This is a genomic window from Hyphococcus flavus, assembly GCF_028748065.1.
Classification (GTDB): domain Bacteria; phylum Pseudomonadota; class Alphaproteobacteria; order Caulobacterales; family Parvularculaceae; genus Hyphococcus; species Hyphococcus flavus.
The window spans coordinates 1,292,523-1,316,911 of sequence record NZ_CP118166.1 but is presented as its reverse complement, the minus strand read 5'-3'; the positions used below and the strand labels follow the sequence as shown (position 1 = coordinate 1,316,911).

The window sequence follows — 24,389 nt, the reverse complement described above, 5'->3', positions numbered from 1 at the left end:
TCCCTCAGGCCACCCTCGCCGCTTGCCGCACGTGCAGCCCCGCCGCCGCCATGGCGGCTTTCGCTTCAGCGATGGAAACTTCACCAAAATGAAAAATCGATGCGGCGAGCACGGCAGACGCCTTGCCCATCGTCGCCGCTTCGACAAGATGCTGGGCCGCGCCTGCGCCGCCGGAGGCAATCACCGGCACATTCACCGCCTCGGCGACAGCCCGCGTAAGTGTAATGTCATAGCCCGTCTTGACGCCATCTCGGTCCATGGAGGTCAGCAGGATTTCGCCCGCGCCCCGCGCGACAACGTCTTTTGCAAAATCGATTGCATTTAGGCCCGTCGCGTTTCGCCCGCCATGGGTGAATATCTCCCAACCCTCGCCTACCCGTTTGGCGTCAATAGCGACGACTATGCATTGGGCGCCGAACCTTTCCGCCGCCTTGTTAATTAACTCCGGCGTTTTCACCGCCGCCGTGTTGATCGCCACTTTATCAGCGCCAGCAAGCAGCACCGAGCGAAAATCATCGAGCGATTTGACGCCGCCGCCGACTGTCAGCGGCATGAAACAGCGCTCGGCCACCATGGATATCTTATCCAGCAGAACGCCCCTGCCCTCATGGCTTGCCGAAATATCGAGAAAACAAAGCTCGTCAGCGCCAGCCGCATCATAAGCCTCCGCCGCTGCGGCCGGATCGCCGGCGTCGCGCAGGTTTACGAAATTGACGCCCTTCACGATGCGCCCATCCTTAACATCGAGACAGGGAATAATCCGTATATTGAGCATTCAGAAAACCTATAACCGCCAGAAGGGCGTCATCTTTTCGAACGTCCGCCAAGCCTCGTCAATGACCTCAGCAGCGCCTTGCGCCTCAGCAGCTCTGTATCCAGCCACAAAACCGGCGGCGCGGATCGCTTCGGCGCCTTGTCCCGTTGATGCGAGATCTGCGAGCCTTTGCGCGACCACCGCATCATTTACCGCGCCGAATGCATCCTGGAGCATCGACATTTTAGACATATATTCTTTCCGCGGGGCCTTGGCGTATACAGGCCGGAAGAGCTGAACCGGATAACGCAGTTTTTTCAAAGCGATGCGCAGAGGGTGGCGCACGCTGAGCCCCGCATCCACAGGCGTCTCAGCGGCGACTTTCACGGCTTTTTTTAGCGCCTTATCGAGTGCTGCGGGCGCAAATTCCTCAACGGCCAAGCGCATCTGCTTTCTAGTGGCGCTGCGCCAGCGAGCAAGCGCGCCAGCTTCCACCAGATCTAGAACGAACTCAGAAAATTTGGTGCTTGAAATGACAGCAACGGCGTCAGCCCAGGCTTCGGCGCGGATCGTTTCCGCGCGCGACTTTAGCATGGAGACCCCAGCCAAATCAGTTTCCGCGGCGGATGTCAGCGGCAGTGTTTGACCAATAAACACATCCCAGTCTCTTGCCGGACCCAGCGCGCCAGCAAAATATTTTGCGCGACGCGCCAGAGATAGTAACTCGTCGCCTTTCATAAACGGCCGAAACACCCGTTCGATTGACCGCAGACGCCGCAGCGCCACGCGCATCTGATGAACGCCCGCCGGCATGCGGTAATCGAGTAAAAACCCTTGCATGTCTCCGATGCGGGCTGCGATATCGTTCAGGGAATTTTGCAGCGCATCAGCCGCGCTCATCTGAAGGCGTATTTGCGTGCGCGGCGCAGGCGGAATGAGGGTTGGTGGCGAGGCCAGCCTCCGCGCCGCTTCGAGTTTTGAACGCGCGGAAAACCTGAGCGGCGCCTGCTTGGACAGAAGCCTGGAAAAATCAAACAGCCGCGCAGGATCACCGTCAATAAGTTCCAGTTCAACCTCAGCCAGAGGAGCGGCAAAGTCCCCGCCCTCTGCGTCGCGGCAGACAGAGCGGCCAATGTCGATGGCTAATTCAAAACGCGTATCGCGAAAAACAACTTCCACCGCCCAGCGGTCAACATGCGTGCCGGCGATCGGCTCCAGCACCGGTTGAAGCGCAGCGATTTCGCCGTCTATGGCATCGTCGCCCGTCGCCGCCGGAAAGCGCCGCTGGTTAGGGATTTCGATCTCGTACTCTATGCGCGCGATTGAGCTTTGGCCGCGAGTTTTCACAGCCTGAACGAGCCTGCCGCCCTCCTCTCGCAGTCTTAAACTAATCCCGGAACTGGCAAGGCGCTCATCGGGCGTGTCGTAATAGGTGGAAGACAGACGCTCCCATGCGCCACCATTGGGCGCGACGCTAGCGATGAAATCGCCTCGTTGCAGCGCAGCAACGTCCCCCGGCGCGCCGGTGAACTTCAGTTCAAACTCCGTCCGCCCGGCCGTCATGGCAGGTCAGCCCCCATACTCCTACTGCATTGGATCATAGGCCCAATATAATGCCTCGGCCAGTAGGCCCTACCCCGCGGCAGCCGCTAGGGCTTCGGCAGGCTCAATGCGGCGGTCATATAGGGCCCGGCCCATAATCACACCCTCTATATTGGCATGGGCGGCCTTGAGGGCCTTGATGTCCTGCGCGGACGCAACGCCGCCCGAAGCGATAACCGGAATCCCCGCTGCCTCGGCCAGCGCCGCCGTCGCCTCGACATTGACGCCCTGCAGGGCGCCGTCGCGGCTGATATCGGTATAGATGACGGCTGCAAGACCGTCGTCTGCATAGCGCTTGACGATCTCGGCGGGCGTGAGGTCGGTTTCCCCATCCCATCCTTCAGTCCGGACCTTTCCATCGCGAGCGTCAACGCCAAGTACAATCTGACCCGGATAGTTCCGGCAAGCCTCGCTCACGAATTCCGGATCATGGACCGCAGCCGTACCGAGGATGACGCGGGCCATACCAGCCCCCAGCCAGCGTTCTACCGCCGACATATCGCGGATACCGCCGCCAAGCTGAGCAGGGATCGATATTGTTGACAGGATCGCACCTACCGCCGCAGCGTTTATCGCTTTCCCGGCAAACGCGCCATTGAGGTCTACAATATGGACCCAATCAAAACCCGCCGCCTCGAATGCAGCCGCCTGACTGCCTGGGTCTTGATTGTACACTGTGGCGTCATCCATGCGGCCGTGCAGCAGGCGAACGCATGCGCCATCTTTCAAATCGATCGCTGGATAAAGCTTGAAAGTATGTTTTGAGGATGCCTTCATGACGGCGACCAGTGAAGGAAATGCCCCAGAAAAACGAGACCCGCTTTCTGGCTCTTTTCCGGGTGGAACTGCGCGCCTAACAAATTATCGCGGCCAATCAATGCAGTAATACTTTCGCCATGCTCGACAACAGCCAAAGCGTGCGCGTCATTTTCCGCTGCGTACCGGTAAGAGTGAGCGAAATAAAACGCTTCACCATCAAGAGCGTCAAAAACAGGGTGAGAGGAAAGAGACGTGACGTCATTCCAGCCCATATGCGGGGAACGATGATGAGTTGAAGGCTTCAAAGGAACAACGGATCCAGGGATCCAGCCAAGCCCTTCGCTTGATCCAAATTCCAGACCCTGCGTGGCAAGCAACTGCATCCCGACACATACGCCCAGAAACGGGCGGCAGTTCACCAGCACCGCATGTTCCAGCGCCTCGAGCACGCCGTCGCGGGCTGCAAGCCCGGCCATACAGGCGGCAAAAGCGCCAACGCCGGGCAGTATGACCCGGTCAGACCCGGCGATGTCGTCAGGGTCTGACGTCACGGTGATATGCCGGGCGAGCCCGGCTTCACGGGCCGCGCGTTCCACCGCTTTCTCAACGGACCGCAGATTACCCGACCCGTAATCGATAATTGCGACTTTCTCAGCCATGGCGCGCTTGTAGCCCGGACCCCAAAAGAGACAAGTGCGATGCACAAAGAAAAGGCGCGCCGGGCAGGGCGCGCCTTGTCACAGGTGATTTGCTGGATCGTGCGGTTAAGCGTCCGGCCAGCAGGCCGCGATCGCTTCTTTCGACGCATCGCTGAGCATTTCCATATCTGCTTCGCTTTCAACGCCCATCAGTTCTTCGGCCATCGCGTCGTCAGCCGCATCAGCAAGGCATGAACAGCCAGACGGATCGCCGCCACTTTCAGTGGTGTAGCCGACACAGTATTCTTCAAGATCGCCCGCGAGGGTAGGGGATACAGCAAGCCCCAATACAGACATTGCAATCAGCATTTTTTTCATTTCTCAGGTTCCTCCTCTTATTGTTTTCTAACGCGTGCATTTATCCATAGCGGCCTTGGCGTCATCTGACGCGGCCTCATACCGCTCGGCTGGATCTTCAATTTCGCCAAGCGCCATCATCTCATCGACGATGTCACGAGCGATTACCTCTTCTTCCAGGCATCCACAGCCTGACGCATCGCGCCCGTCAGCTTCAAGCGCGGCAACACAGGCGTCCGCCAGCTCGCCGGCAAAGGACGGCGAAAACGCTAATCCAGACACCGCAGCGATCGCCAAAAATCTCTTCAATTTCATGTAGTTAAACCCCTTATCGGTTTTACGCCCGCGAAATACGCAACATCAAAAAAACACAACAAGAGGGCGCAGCATTTCCCAACCCAGGCGGATGTCAGCGGAAATCGCAGATGAGGTCAATTGAATCTCGCACCGAAAAGGAACGATATTAGACAAGCCGTGTTAGCTGGGCATGACAAATGATTCAGACTCGATCCGCAAAGGCGAAGAACCTCGTAATGACGCAACAAAAGATCCGGAAGAAGCGGAAAACAGTGCTGACACCTTGCGGGTTGGCAATAGCGACACAGCGAGCGATTCCGCTGAAAAACTGACTACCGAAGAGGTACGGCAGGGTCACACTGGCGACCACGTTCGTTACATTCTCGCCGCGTCCGTCGCCGGTGCAGTGATTCTGATTACCATTGCCTACTTATATTTTGCGCCATAAGCGCGACCGCCGCAATTTACTCTCGTTATCCCTGAAAAAAGTTGCCGCTTTTCGCCAGCGCTGGGGCGCTAACAGTTTTAAAACAATCGTTGTGCCGGCGTTGGTATTAGGCGAAGCTGGCGGCTTATGAGCGATTTTCTCTGCCTGGGCTTAACAGGTTATGCTGCGGACAGAACGAGTGAGGCTATGCAAAATGTTGCGGCCCTCGCTGAGGACGTAGCAAAAGAATTCAACCTCAACCTCAAGCACTTTGGGTCACCAGAGAATGCTCGCCGTGTTGGGTGGCAGGAAGCTCTAGACATGGCTCGCCCCCTGTTTCGTCAGGCTCAGGAGCTTTTCACAGATGCTTACAAAAGCGGCCTTAAACCTGCCCTTATTACCTCACGATGCGCCACTTCAATCGCCACTCTCCCGGTTGTAATGGCTCATCACCCTGAGGCTGTTGTTTTGTGGTTTGACGCACATGGCGATTTAAACACGCCAATGACAAGCCAAACTTCTTACCTGGGCGGCATGCCGCTCGCTGGAGCGCTCGGCCTTTGGGATACCGGTTATGGCGCGGGCGTAACACAAGACAGCCTCATTCATATTGGCGGACGGGATTTTGACGGCGAAGAACTAGAACTGCTTACGAAAGAACACATCCATGCATTGCGTTTCGAAAATGTTGCCGGTGACCTGGACAAGTTGAGGCATTTTATCAGCGGTAAAAAAGTTTTCGTACATCTGGATACGGACGTTTTTGATCCGTCTCAGCTCGTCGCCGAGTATGCCGTTCCTGATGGATTGCTCGCGGAAGATGTCGCTACAATAAGCGAGGTAATTGCAACTTCATCGGAACTCATCGGACTTGAGATAACCGAATGCTCTCCAAAAACCCATGCCGAACGAGAGATGTCTCATAAGACAATATTAAAAGCGCTGGCGCCATTAAAACCTGTCATTTCAGACAGTAATTCCTAGCATCTATCCACCCAGAACGCCCTTGGTGGAGGGCGTGTCGCCATCGCTGCGTGGATCCAATTCCAACGCGTCGCGAAATGCGCGCGCCGTCGCCTTAAAACAGCTTTCAATGATGTGGTGCGTGTTTTCGCCATAGACATTTTCAACATGCAGACATAACCCGGCATTCATGGCGAAGGCGTGGAACCATTCCTTGAAAAGCTCTGTGTCCATGTCGCCGACCTTAGGCCGCGCGAAATTTACGCGCCAGACGAGGTAAGGGCGTTTGGAAATATCCATCGCCGCGCGGGACAGGGTTTCATCCATGGGAATATACGCAGCGCCGAAACGGCGGATGCCCGCACAGTCGCCGAGTGCTTTCGCAGCGGCCTGACCCATAACAATCCCCACATCCTCTACCGTGTGGTGCATGTCGATATGCAGATCGCCCTCGGCGCGGATTTTGAGATCGATCATCGAATGCTTTGCGAAGCCTTCGAGCATGTGATCGAAAAAACCGATCCCCGTCTCGATGTCGTAATCGCCCGAACCATCGAGTTCGAGCGCAACAAAGATTTCCGTCTCGCGGGTTTTGCGTTCTACCGTCGCCGCTCTCATGACTTGCCGATACTCCTTTGACGCGCGCGCCCCGAAATGGCATGACGCCGCCCGCGCTTCCACTACTACTGAAATCAACACGGCCCGTCCATTGCGGCGCAACATAAGGCTGATTAGGTAAACTCCATGACTAATCCATTGATGCACGGGACTACCATTCTGGCCGCCCGCCGTGGCGGCGTCGTCTGCGTCGGCGGCGACGGGCAGGTAAGCCTCGACAAAACTGTCGTCAAAGGCGACGCCCGCAAGGTCCGGCGGATCGCCGGCGGCAAGGTCATTGCCGGATTTGCCGGGGCCACGGCGGATGCATTCACGCTTCTGGAGCGGCTGGAAGCCAAGCTAGAACAATATCCTGATCAGCTCATGCGCGCTTCTGTCGAACTCGCAAAGGACTGGCGCACGGACCGATATCTGCGCCGCCTCGAGGCGATGATGATCGTCGCCGACAAGGATGTGACGCTGACATTGTCAGGGGTAGGGGACGTGCTTGAACCAAGCCATGGCGTCACCGGCATCGGGTCGGGCGGCGACTATGCGCGCTCGGCTGCGATGGCGCTGATGAACGAGACCGATCTGAGCGCGGAAGACGTTGTGCGGAAATCCCTATCTATCGCCGCGTCAATTTGTGTCTACACCAACGATTCTCTCACTATCGAAACCATTGGCGCCTAGCCTAATTTTGTAACAAAAAGAACCGCGTACATGACCGATTATTCTCCTCGTGAAATCGTATCCGAACTCGACCGATTTATTGTCGGCCAGAAAGCCGCAAAGCGCGCTGTCGCTATCGCGCTTCGCAACCGCTGGCGCCGCCGCCGGGTCGAAGGAGCGTTAAAAGAAGAAATCACGCCTAAAAACATCCTTATGATCGGCCCCACCGGGGTCGGAAAAACCGAGATTTCCAGGCGCTTGGCGAAGCTTGCGGGCGCGCCGTTCCTCAAGGTCGAGGCAACGAAATTCACCGAAGTCGGCTATGTCGGTCGTGACGTCGATTCTATTGTCCGTGATCTGACGGAAATTGCTGTTGGCCTTATCCGCGAACGCAAACGCGAAGAGGTAAAGGCCGCCGCCCAGTCGGCGGCTGAGGATCGGGTGCTGGACGCGCTTGTCGGCGAACATGGCAGCGAAAGCACCCGCGAAGCGTTTCGAAAAAAATTGCGCGCCGGCGAGCTTGATGATCGTGAGGTCGACCTTGAACTGACCGAAGCGCAGGGCGGTCCCGCGCAGATGTTCGACATTCCCGGCATGCCGGGCTCGCAGATGGGCATGATCAACATTTCCGACATGCTTGGAAAAGCGTTCCAGCCGCCAAAGGTGAAGCGCCGGGTCAAAGTCAAAGACGCCTATGAACCGCTGGTCGCGGAAGAGTCCGAACAGTTGATGGATGACGAGGCGATCGGCCGGGAAGCGGTCGATCTTGCGCAAAATGACGGCATCGTTTTTCTTGATGAAATCGACAAGATCGCGCGTTCGTCCGACAGGGCCAGCGCCGACATTTCCCGCGAAGGCGTGCAGCGCGATCTCTTACCGCTGATCGAGGGAGCCACGGTGGCGACAAAATACGGACCGGTGAAAACCGACCACATTCTGTTCATTGCGTCGGGTGCGTTTCACCTCTCGAAACCGTCAGACCTGTTGCCTGAGCTTCAGGGCCGGTTGCCCATCCGGGTCGAGCTTGATGCGCTATCCCGCGACGACCTTCGACAGATCCTGACCGACCCGGAAGCGAGCCTGATCAAGCAATATTCGGCCCTGATGGAGACAGAAGGGGTCACCCTTGAATTCTCAGAAGACGCCATCGATGCGCTGGCGGACGCAGCGGCTGAAGTGAACGCTGGCGTCGAGAATATCGGCGCCCGGCGGCTCGCCACCATCATGGAAACGGTCCTCGACGAAATCTCCTACACCGCGACTGACAAGGGTGGGGAGACGATTGCTATCGATGCGGCTTTCGTGAAGGCCCGCCTCAGCGACATCACCAAGAACGCCGATCTGTCGAAGTATATCCTATAGCGAATGGTGTCTTTTTCGCTATCGAAACAACCCTTTAGCGCGGCAAATCCGCATCAGGGCGGCAAGAATCGGCGGAGAAAGCCCTCCACAATCACGAAAAGCGCCAAAACTCACGCCTCTCCGGCGAAATGCGGGCTTTCACGATCGTTAATCACAGGTTAATCTATGCGTTCTTGAGGGAGTAGGAGCGGGGATTAATCATGGCGGATGGCGCAGCGCGAACCTGGAAGCGGCGATCCATGATGTCTTTCGCCGAGGATGCGGATCCGCGGTTTTCGGAAAAGTCCGAAGAGGCGAAGGTCTCCAAAGAGATCGACAGCGGTAAGAAACGCCCGCGCATCGCGTTTACCGGCGAAGAATGGGGTTTTGGATATCAGGCAACTGACGCTTTTCTGCGCCGCGCGAGAGAGGACGGCACGGTTTCGGACGCCGGTCTCGCCGCTGTAAACGCGCGTACCGAGCGCGAGTTCGAAGCCGCAAGCGCCAACTCCAGATTTGACTATCGATTCGCCGACACGATGCCGCTGCGCACCAAGGAACAATCCTTGATGGCGGTAAAACAGCTATCGGCCGATTTCGCCGTGGTGCCGTTTTATCATCCGTACACGGGCTATGACTTTGAAGCCCTGCGCGCCATGGCGAGCCAGTTCACGCTTCTTGGTGTCGATCAGGTGGAAGCGACCGACAATATGTGCCTCGCGGTGCATGAATCGCAGCTTTACGATTTGATCCAGTCATCTCACCCAGGCACTGGATTTTCCGCCCTTCAACGGCGCCTCAGAAAAGACTGGGGCTTGATCGATTCTGAAAGCGGCAATTCGCCGGGAGCCGATTACGCCAATGAAACGCCGCGGGCCGGCCTGCCGATCGACATGTCGGACCAGAAATTGATCCGTGACCGGATCGATGTAGTCTTTGCAGGCCCCGAAGCCGCAAGACGCTGTAAGTCAAAACTCGACGGCCTGCGCGCCATTGGCGTTGAGGTGCATGAGACCGCCCAGATGGTGGAGCCGCACCGCGAATTGGCCAAGCTGGCGCGCTCGACCCTGAACACCGGCCGCCAGACCAACACGATGTTCGATCCAATCAGCGGCGAAACGCGGTTTTATTCGACCCTTGGCGCTGAATCACAGAACGGCAAACTGTTTGGCATGATCCTGCCTTATGAAGTCGCCATGCGGTCATCGGACTATGTGATCATCGATCACAATATAGACGATGCCCCGCCGACCAAGACGCGCTTCATGGTGGTTGAAAACAACCCTGACCAGACCCTGTTCGAGGACAAATATCGCACGACCGACGCCAAGACGAGTTACTGGGTCAAGCGGATGCAGTCGATTTCAAGTCCGACCGGCTCTTTTGGCCAGGGCTTCCTGCAGATGTTCGGCTACGTCGCTGGCACGGTTGCCGTGGCGCTCGTTGCCTTAGGCGCCTTCGGCCTTTTGACGGCAACACCGCTCAGCATTAACGCGCCGGCGTCGATGTCATGGCTCTCCAGCCTGACGGCGACCACTGCGCTGATTGCCGGCGGCCTTACCGCTATTGCTGCATGGGTGCTGTTATCCGTGCAGAGCACAGGCGAGCGCGGCGTTCGCGTCCTTATGCGTTTCCTGCGTAGCGGCGACGCCGCATCCCTGGGCGATGTCGAAAACTATCTACGCAATTACGGCGTTCGTCATTCAATTGTGCGCTTTGACGAAGACAGCGAACGGTCAGGTCCTGCCGCTGTCGTGCTGGATGTAGAGTTCGATCCCCAAGATTTCGCTTTTGGCCCCTTTGCCATGTTCTCACGGCGTTTACGGGGGTCTGTCATCAACGGCGCTATGAAAAAGGCCTTCCAGCGTTGGAAGAACCGCGGCGTTACTGTCTTGGCGGCGATGCCGTTTGAGCCCGGCAAGGGCCAGTTGCCGCGGCACAAGCCTCGCCGCTGGTGGGCTGAAGCCGTCAGCGCGTGGTTCGCAGATGCTGCAGAAACCTGGTTCATCCGTCTTTCACGCATCATTGCGTTCTATGTGCTGCCAGCAGCTCTGATCGTGATGATCCTTTTGAAACTGATGAACGGCTAAAAACCGCCTAAATCATCGGGCGATAAGGATGCATCACCCGATGATCTAGATTCTTAATTGTCGCGCCGGATTTGCGAAAAACCGGATTCCACTTTTTCGCCCGGCGCTCTAGCGTTTCAAGAACACGTAGAAAGCGCCATCGCCGCCATGGCGCTGGTGCGCTCTGGCGGCCCGTGAAACGAGCCCCCGCACCGGCTCCTCCGCCATCCAGTCGGGAAACCGCGCCCTCAATACGCCGCGCCCGGCAGACGCGCCATCGCCAGCGCCTTTGCCGGTAATGACAAGCAGGCACCGGGCGCCGCGCGCATACCCTGTCTGAATGAACTGATGCAGCGTTCTGCGCGCTGTTTCCTGCTTGTGACCATGCAAATCGAGGACGGCCTCAATCTCTATCCGGCCGCGGCTGGCCAGCCGGTCCAGTCGTGGATCGCCCGCGGAAAAAGGGTCTGGGCGAGGGCGCGCGCCAGCTTTTGCCGCGCCCGTTTGCTTGTTGCCGGGGCTTTTAGGCAAACGGGCCTTCTCTGGCGTAGAGGGCCTTTGATCTGCCCCCGAAATGACCCTTTCGATATCTGGCTTTTGCGGGGCATAGCGAGCAATATCACGGGTTGCTTTTCGCCATAACGCATCTTCTTCCGGCGTCAGCTTACGCCTACCGCTCATTGTGTGTTCCGGCGGGCCGTCGCCATATGCGAGGGCTCTTGCCACCTTTCCGCAAGACGTCTCGGCAACAACACGGTCATCTGACCTTGAGCGTTCATTGCACCGGCGATTTTCGCAGCTTCGTCTCCTGATCCCCAGAATACATCGCCGCGCACAGGCCCCCTGATGGCCCCGCCTGTATCCTGGGCAATCATCAACCGCCGGATCGGCGTTTCACCCGCTTCCGGGACCGGTTCGATATTGACCCAGATCGGCGCGCCCAGCGTGTGGTACCTGCGGTCAACAGCCACAGAACGACCCGGCGTCAACGGGACGCCCTGCGCCCCCAAAGGCCCAAGATCGGCTGATAACTCTTCGAGCGGTTTAAAAAACACGTATGATGCATTTTCTTCCCGCATCGCCTGAGCCTTTTCGCTGGCTTCCCGATCGAGCCAGTCGCGGATGGACTGCATGGTGATGTCTTCCAGCGCCATAATATTTTGCTGGACCATAATACGACCGATTGCCGTATAGGCGTGACCGTTCTGCCCGTCATACCCGACCCGCACGGTCTCTCCGTCAGGAAAAACAAAACGCCCGGATCCCTGGATTTGTAAAAAGAACAGGTCGTTCGGATCGGTCCATGCAATGGGTTGGAGCGTATCGCCCAGAACACCGGCGTTAATCTCGGAATGATCCGCATAGGGCGTAAGCCGACGGCCTTCCACGCGCCCGGCAATACGTTCACCTCTCAGCTCTTCGCGAAACTGGCCAAGATCAACCTCGATCAAATCATCCGGGCGCGGATAAACCGGCGCAGTATGCGACGCTGTCGGTTCTCTTGAAGCTTCGTAAACCGGCTCAAAATAGCCCGTGAAGACGCCTTTCGCTTCCACCCTGGGCGCTGCGCGGCTGGCTTTCCCATCGGGCAGCGGCTCGCGCCGGGTCTTGATCGCCACTGGCTGAAAATGAAACTCGAAAAACGACCGCAATGCGGCGCGGCGCACGGCAGGATCGCCGTAGGCGCTGACAGTCAGCGCTCTGGCTTCTGCACATGGGCGCAGCCAATCGGCGTTCACGCCAGCTAGCGTGATGTGGCTATAAGCCTCCCCAAGGTTTTCCAGCGGGTTTGCCGTAGCTTCGGGATCGCGTGCTTCAAACACGGCGCAGGAGCGAACAAATGCGTCAAGCGCAAGACTGGGATCATCCTGCCGCCAGCCATCAAGGCTGGCGAAATCGACGAATTCAAAATCAAACGTCGCCGGGCCGAAATCCTCGTCTGAAAATTCTCGCTCATAATATGGCGGCAGAACGCCGCTAAAAACGATGACAGCCGAAACCCCTGCGAGCGCCAAGGCGCCGGCCAGCATCAATCGCAGCTTCATACCTGATAGGAGACTCACGAATTCCTGCACACATCAGTTCAAGCAACTGATGTTTTATTGAGAGCCGCCCGTTCCGACAAGCGTCCAGTTCGGATCGCGGCTGGATCGTTTTTTCGAGAATTTCCAGCGATCCTTTACAAGGTCGATCCGGTTCGGATCGCCCTCCACAACTTCGCCATCCTTGTCCCGCGTAACGCGAACCTGATTCGAAGCAAAATCGATGATCGCCGTCATTTCGTCGCGGTCTGCGCTGCTGTCCACGATTGAGGCGTTTTCGATGCCGACAAATTTTAGGTCAGCGACATGTCCGGCTTTATCCCTCTCAACTACAGCTTCCTTGAATGAGCTGTACACGGAATCACTGAGATAGGGCCGAATAGACTTGAGATCACCTGAAGCAAACGCTTCCACAATCATTTCATACGCGCCGCGCGCGCCGGCGAGGAATTCCTTCTCATCAAAAGCCGGATCAGCATCGCGCAAAACACGCGCGTTGGTGGAAACAGGCTTTGGCGCCGCTGGCTCAGCTTTATCGCTATCATCGTCACGCTGCTCTTCAGCGGCGCGCGCACTGGACGCACGCTGCAGGCCTTCAAGATCGTGCTGTTGTTCGTGGCCTGTTCGCGTCCCCATGACGGAGATCAGCCGGAAGATGATGAACGCCGTTACGCCGGCGAAAAAAAGAAGTACTGGATCCATGTCACTCAATGTGGCTCTAAAAGCTTAATTTTGCTCAAGCACACCCTATATAGGCTCAAAGAAGCGGAAATTCACTAGGCGCTTATGCTGTTTGCTCTACTCGCCCTGTTTATCGTGGGCCCAATCGCTGAAATTTACGTCCTTTTAATCGCAGGGAACGCCTTTGGCGCTGTGCCTGTGATTGCCGCATGCCTTCTCACGGCGTTTCTTGGCGGCTTTATCATACGATTACAAGGACTGGCAGCGCTAAACAATGCGCGTGGAGACTTGCAAACCGGGCGATTACCCGTCGATTCCGCCGTAGACGGCGCGCTACTGGTGGTTGCGGCGCCGTTATTAATGACTCCGGGGTTCATCACCGATCTTATAGGTTTCGCGCTGTTGACGCCGCCTTTACGCCGGGCGCTCGCCAGATATGCGCTTTCACGCATCCGCGCCAGCATCGTTTATCGCGAGGAGAGGCGGCAATAGCTTTAAGTCCCGGGTTGCGAGCCGTTCGAGAGACGTGTAAGAGCCCGTCCTTTCCAGAACCAGCCCTCAAATACGAAACGGTCCTTGATCCATGTCCGATACGCCCGCCAGCCCGAACAACGCCGCCGGACCAGCCGGTGCAAATCCGCAAAACCCGCCGTCGCTGACGGTCCTTGCGCAATATGTGAAGGACCTTTCATTCGAAAATCCAAGGGCTCCTGAAGTGTATCAGGCGAACGAGGCGCCAAAAATTGACGTGAATGTCGATGTTCAGGGGCGGCAGTTGCACACCGACCAGTATGAGATCGAACTGTCAGTCGCGGCCAGAGCAAATCAGGGCGACAGCGCCGAAGTGATGTTCGTAACCGAAGCGACCTACGCCGGCATTTTTGAAATCAAGAACGTCCCCAAAGAGCAACTTGAAATGCTGATGCTGGTTGAGTGTCCGCGGCTGTTGTTCCCATTTATGCGGCAGATTGTTGCCGACGCCACGCGCAACGGAAATTTTCCGCCTTTGATGCTCGAACCAATCGACTTTATGGGCATTTATATCGCCAACGCGCAACGCAAGGCGGCTGCCGCAGCGAACCCGCAGACAGAGCCAGCGTCCTAACGCGCGGCGGTAGCGCGCCGAAGCCAAAGACTGTCTTCGCCTAGTTCCTCTATAAAAGCCTGATGCGCGGCTTTTTCCTCGTCTGTAATCAGCGGCGCCAATCGCTGAGGGCGGGGGCGGGCAGTCCTTTGACTCGTGTTAGTTTTACCAGAATTGATTCCGCTGGAATTGTCTCGTTTAAAATCGAGGCCGGCCTGCGCGCCGCCCGTCAACTCGATGTACACTTTCGCCAGCAACTTTGAGTCCAGCAATGCGCCGTGCCCGTCACGCTCGCGCGTTGACGTGTCGATGCCGAACCGTGCGCACAGTGCATCGAGACTCGCTGGCGAGCCTGGAAATTTGCGCCGCGCCAGATGAAGCGTGTCAATGATCTCATTGTCGAGACGCTTATGCGACGCGGCTTCGAGTTCCGCGTTCAAAAAAGGCAAATCAAAGCCGATGCCGTTATGGGCTATCAATTCCGCGTCGCCGACAAACGCTAAAAAGGCTGACGCTACTGCCTCATCCGTAAAAATCGGCTTGTCGCTCAAAAAAGCGGCTGAAAGCCCGTGCACTTTGTAAGCCCCCTCAGGCATATCGCGCTCAGGATTGACGTAGGTGTGAAAGTTGCGCCCCGTTACCGCGCCGTTGATCATCTCAAGGGCGCCGATTTCGACGATCCGGTGTCCCTCAGAGAATTTAAAACCTGTCGTTTCCAGGTCGAATACGATCTGCCGCATTTACTGCCCTTAAAATTGGTCCGCCAACCTTACGCCTCATCAGGGGGAAAAAGCGTATCCTTCACCGCAACAGCGATACCCTGCAACGTAAACGGCTTTTGAATATATCCCGCGCCATCGATGATATCGAGCTGGTCGCGCACCGCCGCTTCTGCATATGCCGACATGAAGATGACTTTCGAGCCGAGGTCCAGTTCCTTGCGCGCCTGCGCGATCATCGACGGACCATCCAGGTCAGGCATCATCACATCTGAAATGACGAGATCGAAATCAGTGTCTTCCTCAAGAATATCGAGCGCGTCTTCGCCATCTTCCGCTTGCGTAACCTCATATCCGCAGTCAGTCAGCGTCGCGACTACAAATGCGCGCACCGGATCCTCATCCTCCACCACCAGAATACGGCCCGCGCCCGTCAGGTCCTGGGGCTCGCGGCGCGCAGGAGCAGAGGTAATTTTCTTGGACGCTTCCTGTGAGGATGCTTCAACTTGATCTTCCTCATAAGCCGGCAAGTATATTTCGAAGGTTGCGCCTTTTCCCGGCTCGCTTTTGAGCGCAATGACGCCTTCCAGCTGGCGGACAATTCCATAAACCGTTGAAAGACCAAGACCGGTGCCCTTGCCGCTCTCTTTGGTCGTAAAGAATGGATCGAAGATCTTGTCTATCAGTTCCGCCGGCACGCCCGGGCCATTATCCGACACCTCGAGGAGGACATAATCTTGCTCGCTCAGCCCCTGCACCTTGCGGCCCGTTGCTTCTTCACCCGATAGAAACTGCGTCCTAACAGTCAGTATGCCGCCTTTTGGCGCCATGGCGTCGCGCGCATTCACCGCCAGGTTCATGATCGCCGTTTCAAGCTGATGCTTGTCAACGCGAATGGTCGGTAAAGCGCGACCGTTAATCAACTCAAGCTTGACCTTCTCACCAATTGATCTGTTCAGGAATGGCGAAAAGTCACGCAGCAATTCGGTGATCGACAGCACTTCTTTTTTAAGCGTCTGCTTACGGGAGAATGCGAGAAGTTGTTTAGTCGTATTCGCCGCGCGTTGTGCGTTTTCCCGAATTTGCACAAGATCCTGATACGCCGGGTCGCCAGCAGGATGCTTTAGCATCAGGCGCTCACAGTGCCCGATCACAACCTGAAGATAGTTGTTGAAATCATGAGCGACCTTGCTGGCAAGCTCGCCAATGCCGCGCAGTTTTTGGTCCTGCGCGTATTCCTCTTCCATCTGTTTTCTATCAGTAACATCAACGGTGTAGAGGAGCGTACGACGAACGCCGTAAGAGCCGCGCTTGCGGCGAACAGGACGGGCATAGAGCGCAAAGGTTCGCGCGTTGACGCCTTCGCCGATAGTGGTTTCAACCGGCTTCGGTGAGCCGCCAGAACGTGATTTCCGCCGGATCTCATCTGCGATGTCTTCAAGAGCCACCGCGTTCACGCATTTGGCGAGCGGCGTATTTTTCTTTTCCGCTGAGAACGCATCGGTGAAAGCCTTGTTCGCTTCAACAATGCGTCCATCGCGATTGATTTCGCCTTCAATGATGGCAACGCCGAATGGCGATTCTGATATGTCGCCGGAAAGTTTTACATCTTCGACTTTGTCCGCAGCCTCATCGACGACCATCTCGACACAAGCGAAGCCTTCGCCGACGCCGCCGCGACGGAAAGCTGAAAAGACCGCCTCCGCCGGGTCGGCGTCGCGACGGCGAACCTGTGCTTTCGTTTCAGTGCGATCGATGCGCCAAAGCGTGCTTACCAGTTCTCTCGTCTCACCAAGAATAACATCGTCGATCGACTGCAGCTCACCGCGCGATGCACCAAGCTTGTCGCGCAGGGCGGCGTTCGTCCATGCGATCTGGCCAGATTTTTCCAGCGCAAACACAGGACGCGGCAGATCGGCATAGGCGGCCGCCAAAGCATCATGCTTGTCTTCTTCAACAGGCAGTTCGCGCAAGCGCCATACAACATAATCGTCAGCGCCCTTGATGGGACGGACACTGACCTCAAAGCGCCGGCGCTCGCCGCCGCCGGCAAGTCCGATGGTTTGATAGATGACTTCTTCTGCCGGGTCGCCGCTCTTTGCCGCCTTGCACAACCGAAACAGCTTTGTGGCCTCAACGCCCTGTTGAGCAAACAGGCGATCAATGCGCGGCGGCAGACCTGCGGGCCCCATCACGCCAGCCTGTTTTGCGAGTGCAAAATAGGCTTTGTTGGCATAGGTGACGACGCCATCGCGGCGCGCCACAAGCCGCCCGTCCGCATCACCATCAAGAACCCGTTCGGCCAGCCCCAGCGCGCCGAGGATTTCAGCCCCGGCTAGCTCAACGCCGCCTGGCCGCTTACCAGACGTGCGGCGCAGCGACATGCCCGTCACCAACACCGGCGAGAACATCTTCATGCCAGCGCCAGTAAGGAAAACGGCGATCAGCAAGGCGAGACCGCCAGCCAGAATGATTCCGGCGCCGCCAGCGTCGCTGGCGCTTAGCAGCACGTAGACGATGGCCGCCAAAGCGACAAAAACACCGGCCCACAAGAGCCAGAAGGAGGTTGTATTCAAAATACCGTCAGTCGGTTTCGCCGTTTTGCGCGCCTTTGCCGCTGCAGCGTCCATCATCTCGATGATTTCCTCGCGCGTATGCGGACGCGGCGACGCCCCCGCTTCGCTAGTGAGCTGATCTTCCTGCGATTTTATGGACCCGACGCCTGCCACGCGAAAACTCCGGAAAATGATTCGAACAGTGAACTATGGCGGGGTTCGTCATTGCGCGCTACCGCTTGCGGGCTTGTATTACGCGTCCTCGGAGCAATATGAGGCGCTTGGCGCAACTACTTTTCCACATGGCGGCCAAGCCAGATCCACAGGGCCCTGCCAGACTGTTACTCTTTATACGGAGATATGTGTGACAAAAAAACTTGGTCTTGTGCTTGGCTCCGGCGCCGCGCGTGGATGGGCGCACATTGGCGTTTTAAGAGCGCTGGATGAGATCGGGACCAAACCCGACGTCATAGCAGGCTGTTCCGTTGGTGCGCTTGTAGGCGGCGCTCACCTGATCGGCGCGCTGGATGAGTTCGATGGCTGGGCGCGCATGCTAAAGCCTTTGTCGACGCTACAGCGTTTTACGCTGAAAGTGCACCGTGGCGGGTTTATCGATACTTCGCCGGCGTTTGAGGCGTTTCGCGATTACGATCAGAATATAGAAGACCTATCCACAAAGTTCGTAGCTGTCGCCGCCGACCTCGGCACGGGAGAAGAAATCGCGATCACCAAAGGGTCGGTGATTGACGCCGCCCGCGCCTCAAGCGCCATCCCGGTTGTCTTTCATGCGGTCAGAATGGAAGGACGCTGGCTTGTCGATGGCGCGCTTGCCAATCCTGCGCCGGTGTCAGGGGCGCGCGCGCTTGGTGCTGACGTCGTTATCGCCGTTGACCTGAACGCCGTCCCTCGCGTGCTGGACAGGTTTGACGCCCCGCCGCCGAGCGTGCCCGCCGTACTGCCAAAAGACGAACCATCTCCTGAGGGCGTGACTGGCGCCGTCGCAAAGCTGATCGACGACACCCGTGCGGCAATCGAAAGACAGTTCGAGTTCGCTAAAGCCCGCGCAAATGCGCAGCCGCACCTGTTTGAAACCGCCTATGCCGCGGCGGATATTTTCCAGATGCAGCTTGCCCGCGCACGGGCGCAAGTTGACCCGCCTGACATCTGCGTTCAGCCGGACATGCGCGACGCCATGCCCACCGCTTTCGACCGTGCAGATGAGTTTATTGCAGAGGGATATCGCGCAATGATGGAACAAAGTCACGTTGTTGAGCGTTTACTGAAAAGCTAGGAAGGACCCAGAATGAAACTTGTTGCGCCAATACTCGCTGCAGCCGCCGCCTTGTCTGCCTGCGCCACTAATGCTGAAACACTCACCCAACAACCGGCGACGAGCGCCATGAAAATGGACAAGGCCCGTGTCATCACGCATGAAAGCCAGGCGCGCTTTGATTCAACGGTTGAACAACTGCAAGCTGCTGTTGACGAACGCGGGTTTAAAACTTTCGCAGTGATCGACCACGCTGCGGGCGCGGCATCTATAAACCAGCCGCTTCGGCCGACAACACTTATCATCTTTGGCAATCCCAATGGCGGCACGCCCGTCATGCAGGCAGAGCAAAAAATGGGTCTTGAACTGCCTCTGAAAATGCTTGTTTCACAGGGCGAAAACGAAAGCGTTGCAATCACCTGGGAAAACATGACCCAGACATTTTATGAATATGGAATCCCCAATCATCCAGCTGCTGAAAAGATGTCGGCCGCTTTAAAAGCGATCGCTGAAGAGGCGGGGCGCAACAGCGACTAGCCATTCGTGCCGTTAGACCTCACCAGACCTTTTTCTGCGCTTGTCCTTGGCGCTTCGGGCGGCATCGGCGCGGCCATTGCCGATAAGCTTAAAAGCAATCCGCACTGTCGTGCTCTGAAGACCTTGAGCAGAAGCACGGATGGTTTCGATCTTTCCAAAGAACAAAGCGTGGCGGCGGCGGCGCGGAACCTTCAGGGTGAGGACAGCGTGTACGACCTCATCTTCAACGCAACCGGCATCCTCGAAGTCAACGGTAGACCGCCCGAAAAATCCTTTCGCGAGCTTGATGCGGCAACGCTGACCCGAGCCTTTGCCGTTAACGCCGCAGGCGCTGCGATGGCGATAAAATACTTCTCCCCCTTGCTGAGACGAAATGCGCCTGTCGTTTTCGCCACACTATCAGCACGTGTCGGCTCTATTGACGATAACCGGCTGGGGGGATGGATGAGTTATCGCGCCTCCAAGGCTGCTTTGAATCAGATCGTGCGATGCGCGGCTGTCGAAGAGGCACGCCGCAACAAGCAATCCGTATTTGTCGCTTTGCATCCCGGCACTATTCAAACGCCACTCACGGAAAAATACGCGCGTGGGCAATATACGGCGACCCCCGAAGAGGCGGCAAAAAACCTGTTGGATGTTTGCTCGCGCCTTACGCCTGAACACTCCGGCGGTTTTTTTGACTACGCGGGGCGGGAGATCGAGTGGTGACGGGCCGCCGCTTAATTTTGATCATGGGCGATCAGCTTTCGCGCGATATTTCCAGCCTCAGGGATGCGCGAAAGACCAAAGACATCATCTTGATGGCCGAGCTCTATGACGAGATTACCAGCGTCAAGCACCATAAAAAGAAGATCGTCTTTGTCCTCTCCGCCATGCGCCATTTTGCCAAGGAACTAAAAGGCGCTGGCTACAACGTGGACTACAGAAAATTCGACACCAAGACGGGCCTTAAGTCATTTTCCGATATTATCGAAGACGCTGTCAGACAGCATGAGCCTGATGAAATCGTCCTAACCGCGCCAAGCGAACGGCGCGTTCTAGACGAAATTGAAGGCTGGCGGGATACGCTGTCTTTACCGATAGACGTACGCACGGACGACAGGTTTATCGCCAGCAGCGATGAATTCCAGGCGTGGGTAAGCAATCGCAAGACGCTGCGCATGGAATACTTCTATCGCGAGATGCGAAAGAAAACAGGTCTTTTAATGGACGGAGACGAGCCCGAAGGGGGGCAATGGAATTACGATAAGGAAAACCGCAAAGCTGCTGACCGCGATCTGTTCATGCCGAAACGGTTTTCCGTGACGCCAGATGCTATAACAAAGGAAGTAATTGAACTGACGGAGAAATACTTTTCCGATCATTTTGGCGACGTCGAACCGTTTCAATTCGCCGTAACCCGAAAAGACGCCCTTAAGGCGCTTGATTATTTCATCGAAACCGCTCTCGTTTCATTTGGTGATTTTCAGGACGCTATGCTGACGGGCGAAAGGTTTCTCTATCATTCAGTGCTATCGCCTTACATCAATGTCGGGCTTTTATCGCCAATGGAAGTCTCTAAGCGCGCGGAAAAAGCATATTACGATGGTTCGGCGCCGTTAAACGCAGTTGAAGGTTTTATCCGTCAGATTATCGGTTGGCGTGAATATATACGCGGCGTTTATTGGCTTGCCGATGAGGGGTACACGAAACAGAATTTCTTCAACAACAGCCGAAAATTGCCTTGGTTCTATTGGTCCGGCGAAACGGATATGCGCTGCATTCAAGAAGTCGTGGAACAAACGCGTGAGGAAGCGTACGCCCATCATATTCAGCGGCTTATGGTGACGGGGACCTTCGCCATGCTGGCTGGCGTCGACCCGTTTGAAGTTCATGAATGGTATCTGATTGTCTACGCTGACGCATTCGAATGGGTAGAAGCGCCGAACGTGATCGGCATGTCGCAATATGCCGATGGCGGCGCATTGGGCTCAAAACCTTATGCGGCGTCTGGCGCTTACATCAATCGGATGTCGAATTACTGTAAATTATGTGAATACGCCGTGAGCAAGAAGACGGAAAAAAACGCTTGTCCCTTTAATTCACTCTACTGGGATTTTCTTGCACGCAATGAAAAGAAACTGAAAGGCAACCCCCGGTTGGGGCAGATGTATAAAACCTGGGAAAAGATGGGCGCAAATACAAAGCGAGCGTACCGGGCACGGGCAAAAGCTATCTTGAAAAAACTGGATTCAGGCGCGCGGGTTTGATTGTTGCATAATTCTTATTTTAATCTGCAGCCAATTCATCCTCCAGGCTGATAATATACCCCAGAACAAACTGCGCATCGGCGCTGTCAGGATATAAAGCGGCGAGTTTTTCCGAAAGGGTTCGCGCTTCGGAGAAGTTGTTCATTTTCATATAAAACCAGACAAGCGACGTTAATCCGTCTTCGGAAATATTTGCACTGCCGCTTTCATCTGTTTCAATCGCATTCAGAATATTCGCAGCCGAAGCTGGCGAAAACTTCTCAATAACTTCCAGATCGGCGGCGTAGACGCTCGCCAGTTTTTGTTTTCTTTGATCAATCTCATCGGCGCTGAGATAGCGGCCAGCGCTAACCAGCCCGGCTGGTGCACGCAAGGTATCGACGTTGTTCAGCGGATTTTCTCGCGTCAGGATAAACTCGCCAGCCATTTCTTCCGCAATTTTGCCGAGCCTGGCGTTCGGGAAAAGCCCTTCAGCGGGGCGTGAGAATGCGCTCTGAAGCGCTTCAGCCGGTGAAAGCCCAGCCTCGACCAGTCGCGAAAGCTCGGCGTGAAGGGCGGCGCCAGGCACATTAATCGGATTTGGCGCATCCGTGCCGGCCCAAATTGTAACGCCCTGCCGTGAGAGGCCGAATACCAATTCCTTCAACGCGGACACGTCTTTCTGAAGCCGCGTAGCTATTTCCTCATCAATATGACCATAGGGGTTGAATGCGGAGCGCCAGAATGCCTGCAGCAAGGGAGCGGCGAATTGCACGTCGCGCGCCGCCAGCGCTTCGTCCGTGTCCTTTGCCTGCTCAGCGATGGATTGATTGGTTTCGATGCTTGTTGTCAGCGAAACACCGTGTTTTGTCATCGCTTCAGCTATTTCCGGAATGTATTCGCGCCAGTCCGCGCCATATTCGTAGCGCATGGCGGCAAGCAGCTCTTCCGCATGGGCGATGTCGTCGTAAACACCGCTTTGCACCAGTCCGCTGGCGGGCAAATCGTCTGGCAAGTGCCCGGAGATGCGTATTCCGGGATCCTGCGTTTTCAGCTTTGCCAGCACCTTCAGCGCCGTTTCGTCAATGCTGTCGTAGAGTTTAACCCAGTCATAGCCTGCGGATTTTTCGGCAATGATATCGCGGGCGACAACGTTGGCGGCCTCTTCACCATTAGCTTCGTGCTGACTGCCTGTGGTGATAAATCCGGATATTGCACAAGGAGATTGCTTTTTCTGCGCCAGACGCAAATGCCAGGCCCAGCCATCCATATTTCGGATCGCCGCAACGCCGTGTAGCCGGTGCATCTCAATATCGCGTGCGTCGAATATATGCACGTGCGCGTCAATCAGGGCCGGACTGGCGTAAAGTCCGCTCGCGTCTACACGCTTGGCGGTAATGCCCAGGGACGCGGACGGCGCGTCATAGATGCGTGTAATCACGCCATCCTGAAGCAGGATAGATTGGCCCGAACGGGTCGCATTGGCTTCCGGATCAACGATGCTCACATCCTCAATGACCAAAGCGCCGCACCGCCCCTCATCAGGCAAGCTTGTGGAAACACACGCCGAGCATAGGGCAGCCAGCCCGCCAACGCGCAGAAGAGTTCTGATCATGGATCACCCAGACATTTAACCGTTGAAGATCTGGGAATAATCGCGAGTATTCGGTTGTTTTTCGTCCGACTTATGAAAACTCGGACCTTAAACGCGCTTGCTATCGCGCCGGTATTGACCGGGCGTTACGCCCGTACGTTTTTTAAATTCAGCATAGAACGAAGACTTGGAGTTAAAACCGGCTTCAAACATCACCTGTTCGATGGCGCCGCTGGTTTCCACAAGCTGTTGCTTGGCGTCTTCGATCCGCTTTTCGTTGACAAAATCGAAAAAGTTAGCGCCCAGGCCCCGGCGGATCGCCTCGCTGACCGTATCAGCGCCGACCCCTAAGCGCATGGCGACGTCTCGCACTTGCAAGTCCGGCTTCTTGAACATTTCATCGTCGGTCATGACGCGTGTCAGCACCTCCTGCATGCGCGCCGTTTCCTGCGGAGAAAGGCTGTGTTTAGAACCCCGGCGTGACGCTCCTGTCGGCGCGACGCGATAGCTGGCGCTAAAGGCCAGCGCCGCCAGCGCTACTGTTCCCAAAAAGCCCGCCAGGGTCGCATGGGTCCAAAGGCTGCTCATAGCTTGCGCCTCAAACCTTTCGGCAAGATGCTGCGTCAGGCCCAAAGCAATCACACACAGAAAGGCAAGATGGGCATAAAGCGAAAGTTTAGCGGGCCGCCCCCCTGCGGCAACGCCATCGGCGCTTGAGCGCATGACGTGACGGACAAGATTCGCACCGCAATAGAGCATGGCGCCGATAAGCACGACCAACATCAGGTCAACCGTAACTGCGCGGGCCGCGAACGGTTGCGCCGCCAGCAGTATCATGACTGGCGTGAACCAGACGATATCGGCGCGCAGGCTCTGTGTTCGGCCATGAAGCAATGCACGATTATGCAAAACGGTGAACACAGCGAGCGCAGTCGCCAATAGGGCGTCAAGACGGGTCAAAAACGGCCAGCCAAAGTCTTTCGCCAGCACTACCCAAAAAAGACCGGCAAAGCTGGCAAGAACACCGCAAAGATAGACAGCGCCAGGGGGCCGGCTGCGCGCCGCCAGAAGCATCAGCAGCAACAGGCCAGTCTGGCCAATTGCAAAAACCAAAAGGAAATGATCCGGGCTCATGGGGTGACTATAGGGCGCCCATCAGATCCCCAAAAGCGCTGCGGCGGCATTCGGTTCAATATCCGCGAG

The 24,389-nt window shown here is 56.5% G+C and carries 25 protein-coding genes; 11 read left to right on the top strand and 14 right to left on the bottom strand.

Annotated features, from left to right (window positions below; all coding sequences use genetic code 11):
* Positions 1 to 4: 4 nt before the first annotated feature.
* The 6 genes from hisF to PUV54_RS06320 all read right to left on the bottom strand — a co-directional run bounded on the left by hisF (position 5) and on the right by PUV54_RS06320 (position 4,425).
* Positions 5 to 775 (bottom strand): imidazole glycerol phosphate synthase subunit HisF, encoded by a 771-nt coding sequence (hisF, locus tag PUV54_RS06345; RefSeq protein WP_274494763.1) that lies wholly within the window; start codon positions 773 to 775, stop codon positions 5 to 7.
* Between the two features lie 9 nt (positions 776 to 784).
* Complete coding sequence (locus PUV54_RS06340) at positions 785 to 2,317, bottom strand: CYTH and CHAD domain-containing protein (RefSeq protein WP_274494762.1); 1,533 nt, start codon at positions 2,315 to 2,317, stop codon at positions 785 to 787.
* 69 nt (positions 2,318 to 2,386) lie between these two features.
* Positions 2,387 to 3,133 carry a 1-(5-phosphoribosyl)-5-[(5-phosphoribosylamino)methylideneamino]imidazole-4-carboxamide isomerase gene (gene hisA / locus PUV54_RS06335; RefSeq protein ID WP_274494761.1) on the bottom strand — a complete coding sequence of 249 codons (747 nt, stop codon included), beginning with the start codon at positions 3,131 to 3,133 and terminating at the stop codon, positions 2,387 to 2,389.
* A complete protein-coding gene (hisH, locus tag PUV54_RS06330) occupies positions 3,130 to 3,774 on the bottom strand; it encodes an imidazole glycerol phosphate synthase subunit HisH (protein ID WP_274494760.1) in 645 nt (214 codons plus the stop codon). The genes hisA and hisH overlap by 4 nt, the downstream gene beginning before the upstream one ends.
* A gap of 105 nt (positions 3,775 to 3,879) precedes the next feature.
* On the bottom strand, positions 3,880 to 4,131 hold the full coding sequence (locus PUV54_RS06325; RefSeq protein WP_274494758.1) for a hypothetical protein: 252 nt from the start codon (positions 4,129 to 4,131) through the stop codon (positions 3,880 to 3,882).
* 27 nt (positions 4,132 to 4,158) lie between these two features.
* Positions 4,159 to 4,425: a hypothetical protein gene (locus tag PUV54_RS06320; protein WP_274494757.1), complete on the bottom strand. Its 267-nt coding sequence runs from the start codon at positions 4,423 to 4,425 to the stop codon at positions 4,159 to 4,161.
* Between the two features lie 172 nt (positions 4,426 to 4,597).
* Between PUV54_RS06320 and PUV54_RS06315 the strand changes: the two genes are divergently transcribed.
* Complete coding sequence (locus PUV54_RS06315; RefSeq protein ID WP_274494756.1) at positions 4,598 to 4,855, top strand: hypothetical protein; 258 nt, start codon at positions 4,598 to 4,600, stop codon at positions 4,853 to 4,855.
* A 186-nt stretch (positions 4,856 to 5,041) separates the two neighbouring features.
* Complete coding sequence (locus tag PUV54_RS06310) at positions 5,042 to 5,818, top strand: arginase family protein (protein ID WP_274494755.1); 777 nt, start codon at positions 5,042 to 5,044, stop codon at positions 5,816 to 5,818.
* Positions 5,819 to 5,821: 3 nt separating this feature from the next.
* On the opposite strand, the gene hisB is transcribed toward PUV54_RS06310, so the two are convergent.
* Entirely contained in the window at positions 5,822 to 6,415 is a 594-nt protein-coding gene (gene hisB, locus PUV54_RS06305) for an imidazoleglycerol-phosphate dehydratase HisB (protein WP_274494753.1), read from the bottom strand.
* Positions 6,416 to 6,541: 126 nt separating this feature from the next.
* Between hisB and hslV the strand changes: the two genes are divergently transcribed.
* The 3 genes from hslV (at position 6,542) to PUV54_RS06290 (ending at position 10,497) form a co-directional block, all read left to right on the top strand.
* Complete coding sequence (gene hslV / locus PUV54_RS06300) at positions 6,542 to 7,087, top strand: ATP-dependent protease subunit HslV (protein WP_274494751.1); 546 nt, start codon at positions 6,542 to 6,544, stop codon at positions 7,085 to 7,087.
* A 30-nt stretch (positions 7,088 to 7,117) separates the two neighbouring features.
* The gene (hslU, locus tag PUV54_RS06295; RefSeq protein ID WP_274494750.1) at positions 7,118 to 8,428 is read left to right on the top strand and encodes an ATP-dependent protease ATPase subunit HslU; all 1,311 of its coding nucleotides are present in this window, start codon (positions 7,118 to 7,120) and stop codon (positions 8,426 to 8,428) included.
* A gap of 200 nt (positions 8,429 to 8,628) precedes the next feature.
* Positions 8,629 to 10,497 (top strand): hypothetical protein, encoded by a 1,869-nt coding sequence (locus PUV54_RS06290; RefSeq protein WP_274494749.1) that lies wholly within the window; start codon positions 8,629 to 8,631, stop codon positions 10,495 to 10,497.
* A 108-nt stretch (positions 10,498 to 10,605) separates the two neighbouring features.
* Here PUV54_RS06290 and PUV54_RS06285 read toward each other — a convergent pair whose 3' ends face one another.
* From PUV54_RS06285 to PUV54_RS06275, 3 genes are read right to left on the bottom strand one after another with little or no spacing between them, the layout of a single operon-like run.
* The gene (locus tag PUV54_RS06285) at positions 10,606 to 11,157 is read right to left on the bottom strand and encodes a Smr/MutS family protein (RefSeq protein ID WP_274494748.1); all 552 of its coding nucleotides are present in this window, start codon (positions 11,155 to 11,157) and stop codon (positions 10,606 to 10,608) included.
* Positions 11,154 to 12,539, bottom strand: a complete 1,386-nt coding sequence (gene mltA / locus PUV54_RS06280) for a murein transglycosylase A (protein WP_274494747.1) — start codon at positions 12,537 to 12,539, stop codon at positions 11,154 to 11,156. The genes PUV54_RS06285 and mltA overlap by 4 nt, the downstream gene beginning before the upstream one ends.
* A gap of 36 nt (positions 12,540 to 12,575) precedes the next feature.
* Positions 12,576 to 13,220: a Tim44/TimA family putative adaptor protein gene (locus PUV54_RS06275; RefSeq protein ID WP_274494746.1), complete on the bottom strand. Its 645-nt coding sequence runs from the start codon at positions 13,218 to 13,220 to the stop codon at positions 12,576 to 12,578.
* An 84-nt stretch (positions 13,221 to 13,304) separates the two neighbouring features.
* Between PUV54_RS06275 and PUV54_RS06270 the strand changes: the two genes are divergently transcribed.
* Complete coding sequence (locus tag PUV54_RS06270) at positions 13,305 to 13,691, top strand: FxsA family protein (protein ID WP_274494745.1); 387 nt, start codon at positions 13,305 to 13,307, stop codon at positions 13,689 to 13,691.
* 91 nt (positions 13,692 to 13,782) lie between these two features.
* Positions 13,783 to 14,304 (top strand): protein-export chaperone SecB, encoded by a 522-nt coding sequence (secB, locus tag PUV54_RS06265; protein WP_274494744.1) that lies wholly within the window; start codon positions 13,783 to 13,785, stop codon positions 14,302 to 14,304.
* On the opposite strand, the gene dnaQ is transcribed toward secB, so the two are convergent.
* Both dnaQ and PUV54_RS06255 read right to left on the bottom strand, forming a co-directional pair.
* Positions 14,301 to 15,023 carry a DNA polymerase III subunit epsilon gene (gene dnaQ, locus PUV54_RS06260; RefSeq protein WP_274494743.1) on the bottom strand — a complete coding sequence of 241 codons (723 nt, stop codon included), beginning with the start codon at positions 15,021 to 15,023 and terminating at the stop codon, positions 14,301 to 14,303. The genes secB and dnaQ overlap by 4 nt on opposite strands.
* 29 nt (positions 15,024 to 15,052) lie before the next feature.
* Positions 15,053 to 17,731 carry a hybrid sensor histidine kinase/response regulator gene (locus tag PUV54_RS06255; protein WP_274494742.1) on the bottom strand — a complete coding sequence of 893 codons (2,679 nt, stop codon included), beginning with the start codon at positions 17,729 to 17,731 and terminating at the stop codon, positions 15,053 to 15,055.
* Positions 17,732 to 17,921: 190 nt separating this feature from the next.
* Between PUV54_RS06255 and PUV54_RS06250 the strand changes: the two genes are divergently transcribed.
* Genes PUV54_RS06250 through PUV54_RS06235 form a run of 4 tightly spaced genes read left to right on the top strand, consistent with a single transcriptional unit; the run spans position 17,922 to position 21,613 of the window.
* Entirely contained in the window at positions 17,922 to 18,848 is a 927-nt protein-coding gene (locus PUV54_RS06250) for a patatin-like phospholipase family protein (protein ID WP_274494740.1), read from the top strand.
* Between the two features lie 12 nt (positions 18,849 to 18,860).
* Entirely contained in the window at positions 18,861 to 19,364 is a 504-nt protein-coding gene (locus PUV54_RS06245; RefSeq protein ID WP_274494739.1) for a DUF302 domain-containing protein, read from the top strand.
* Between the two features lie 6 nt (positions 19,365 to 19,370).
* Positions 19,371 to 20,072, top strand: coding sequence for an SDR family NAD(P)-dependent oxidoreductase (locus PUV54_RS06240; protein WP_274494738.1), 702 nt, complete (start codon positions 19,371 to 19,373; stop codon positions 20,070 to 20,072).
* Positions 20,073 to 20,095: 23 nt separating this feature from the next.
* Complete coding sequence (locus PUV54_RS06235) at positions 20,096 to 21,613, top strand: cryptochrome/photolyase family protein (protein WP_420797944.1); 1,518 nt, start codon at positions 20,096 to 20,098, stop codon at positions 21,611 to 21,613.
* Between the two features lie 19 nt (positions 21,614 to 21,632).
* On the opposite strand, the gene PUV54_RS06230 is transcribed toward PUV54_RS06235, so the two are convergent.
* Positions 21,633 to 23,207 (bottom strand): amidohydrolase family protein, encoded by a 1,575-nt coding sequence (locus PUV54_RS06230; protein WP_274494736.1) that lies wholly within the window; start codon positions 23,205 to 23,207, stop codon positions 21,633 to 21,635.
* An 87-nt stretch (positions 23,208 to 23,294) separates the two neighbouring features.
* A complete protein-coding gene (locus PUV54_RS06225) occupies positions 23,295 to 24,320 on the bottom strand; it encodes a helix-turn-helix domain-containing protein (RefSeq protein WP_274494735.1) in 1,026 nt (341 codons plus the stop codon).
* Positions 24,321 to 24,389: the final 69 nt, after the last annotated feature.

What these genes read in the sequence shown, in the direction of transcription:
- hisF (WP_274494763.1), bottom strand. Translation starts at nt 775, where the DNA reads ATGCTCAATATACGGATTATTCCCTGTCTCGATGTTAAGGATGGGCGC.
- PUV54_RS06340 (WP_274494762.1), bottom strand. Translation starts at nt 2,317, where the DNA reads ATGACGGCCGGGCGGACGGAGTTTGAACTGAAGTTCACCGGCGCGCCG.
- hisA (WP_274494761.1), bottom strand. Translation starts at nt 3,133, where the DNA reads ATGAAGGCATCCTCAAAACATACTTTCAAGCTTTATCCAGCGATCGAT.
- hisH (WP_274494760.1), bottom strand. Translation starts at nt 3,774, where the DNA reads ATGGCTGAGAAAGTCGCAATTATCGATTACGGGTCGGGTAATCTGCGG.
- PUV54_RS06325 (WP_274494758.1), bottom strand. Translation starts at nt 4,131, where the DNA reads ATGAAAAAAATGCTGATTGCAATGTCTGTATTGGGGCTTGCTGTATCC.
- PUV54_RS06320 (WP_274494757.1), bottom strand. Translation starts at nt 4,425, where the DNA reads ATGAAATTGAAGAGATTTTTGGCGATCGCTGCGGTGTCTGGATTAGCG.
- PUV54_RS06315 (WP_274494756.1), top strand. Translation starts at nt 4,598, where the DNA reads ATGACAAATGATTCAGACTCGATCCGCAAAGGCGAAGAACCTCGTAAT.
- PUV54_RS06310 (WP_274494755.1), top strand. Translation starts at nt 5,042, where the DNA reads ATGCAAAATGTTGCGGCCCTCGCTGAGGACGTAGCAAAAGAATTCAAC.
- hisB (WP_274494753.1), bottom strand. Translation starts at nt 6,415, where the DNA reads ATGAGAGCGGCGACGGTAGAACGCAAAACCCGCGAGACGGAAATCTTT.
- hslV (WP_274494751.1), top strand. Translation starts at nt 6,542, where the DNA reads ATGACTAATCCATTGATGCACGGGACTACCATTCTGGCCGCCCGCCGT.
- hslU (WP_274494750.1), top strand. Translation starts at nt 7,118, where the DNA reads ATGACCGATTATTCTCCTCGTGAAATCGTATCCGAACTCGACCGATTT.
- PUV54_RS06290 (WP_274494749.1), top strand. Translation starts at nt 8,629, where the DNA reads ATGGCGGATGGCGCAGCGCGAACCTGGAAGCGGCGATCCATGATGTCT.
- PUV54_RS06285 (WP_274494748.1), bottom strand. Translation starts at nt 11,157, where the DNA reads ATGAGCGGTAGGCGTAAGCTGACGCCGGAAGAAGATGCGTTATGGCGA.
- PUV54_RS06275 (WP_274494746.1), bottom strand. Translation starts at nt 13,220, where the DNA reads ATGGATCCAGTACTTCTTTTTTTCGCCGGCGTAACGGCGTTCATCATC.
- PUV54_RS06270 (WP_274494745.1), top strand. Translation starts at nt 13,305, where the DNA reads ATGCTGTTTGCTCTACTCGCCCTGTTTATCGTGGGCCCAATCGCTGAA.
- secB (WP_274494744.1), top strand. Translation starts at nt 13,783, where the DNA reads ATGTCCGATACGCCCGCCAGCCCGAACAACGCCGCCGGACCAGCCGGT.
- dnaQ (WP_274494743.1), bottom strand. Translation starts at nt 15,023, where the DNA reads ATGCGGCAGATCGTATTCGACCTGGAAACGACAGGTTTTAAATTCTCT.
- PUV54_RS06245 (WP_274494739.1), top strand. Translation starts at nt 18,861, where the DNA reads ATGAAACTTGTTGCGCCAATACTCGCTGCAGCCGCCGCCTTGTCTGCC.
- PUV54_RS06235 (WP_420797944.1), top strand. Translation starts at nt 20,096, where the DNA reads ATGGGCGATCAGCTTTCGCGCGATATTTCCAGCCTCAGGGATGCGCGA.
- PUV54_RS06230 (WP_274494736.1), bottom strand. Translation starts at nt 23,207, where the DNA reads ATGATCAGAACTCTTCTGCGCGTTGGCGGGCTGGCTGCCCTATGCTCG.
- PUV54_RS06225 (WP_274494735.1), bottom strand. Translation starts at nt 24,320, where the DNA reads ATGAGCCCGGATCATTTCCTTTTGGTTTTTGCAATTGGCCAGACTGGC.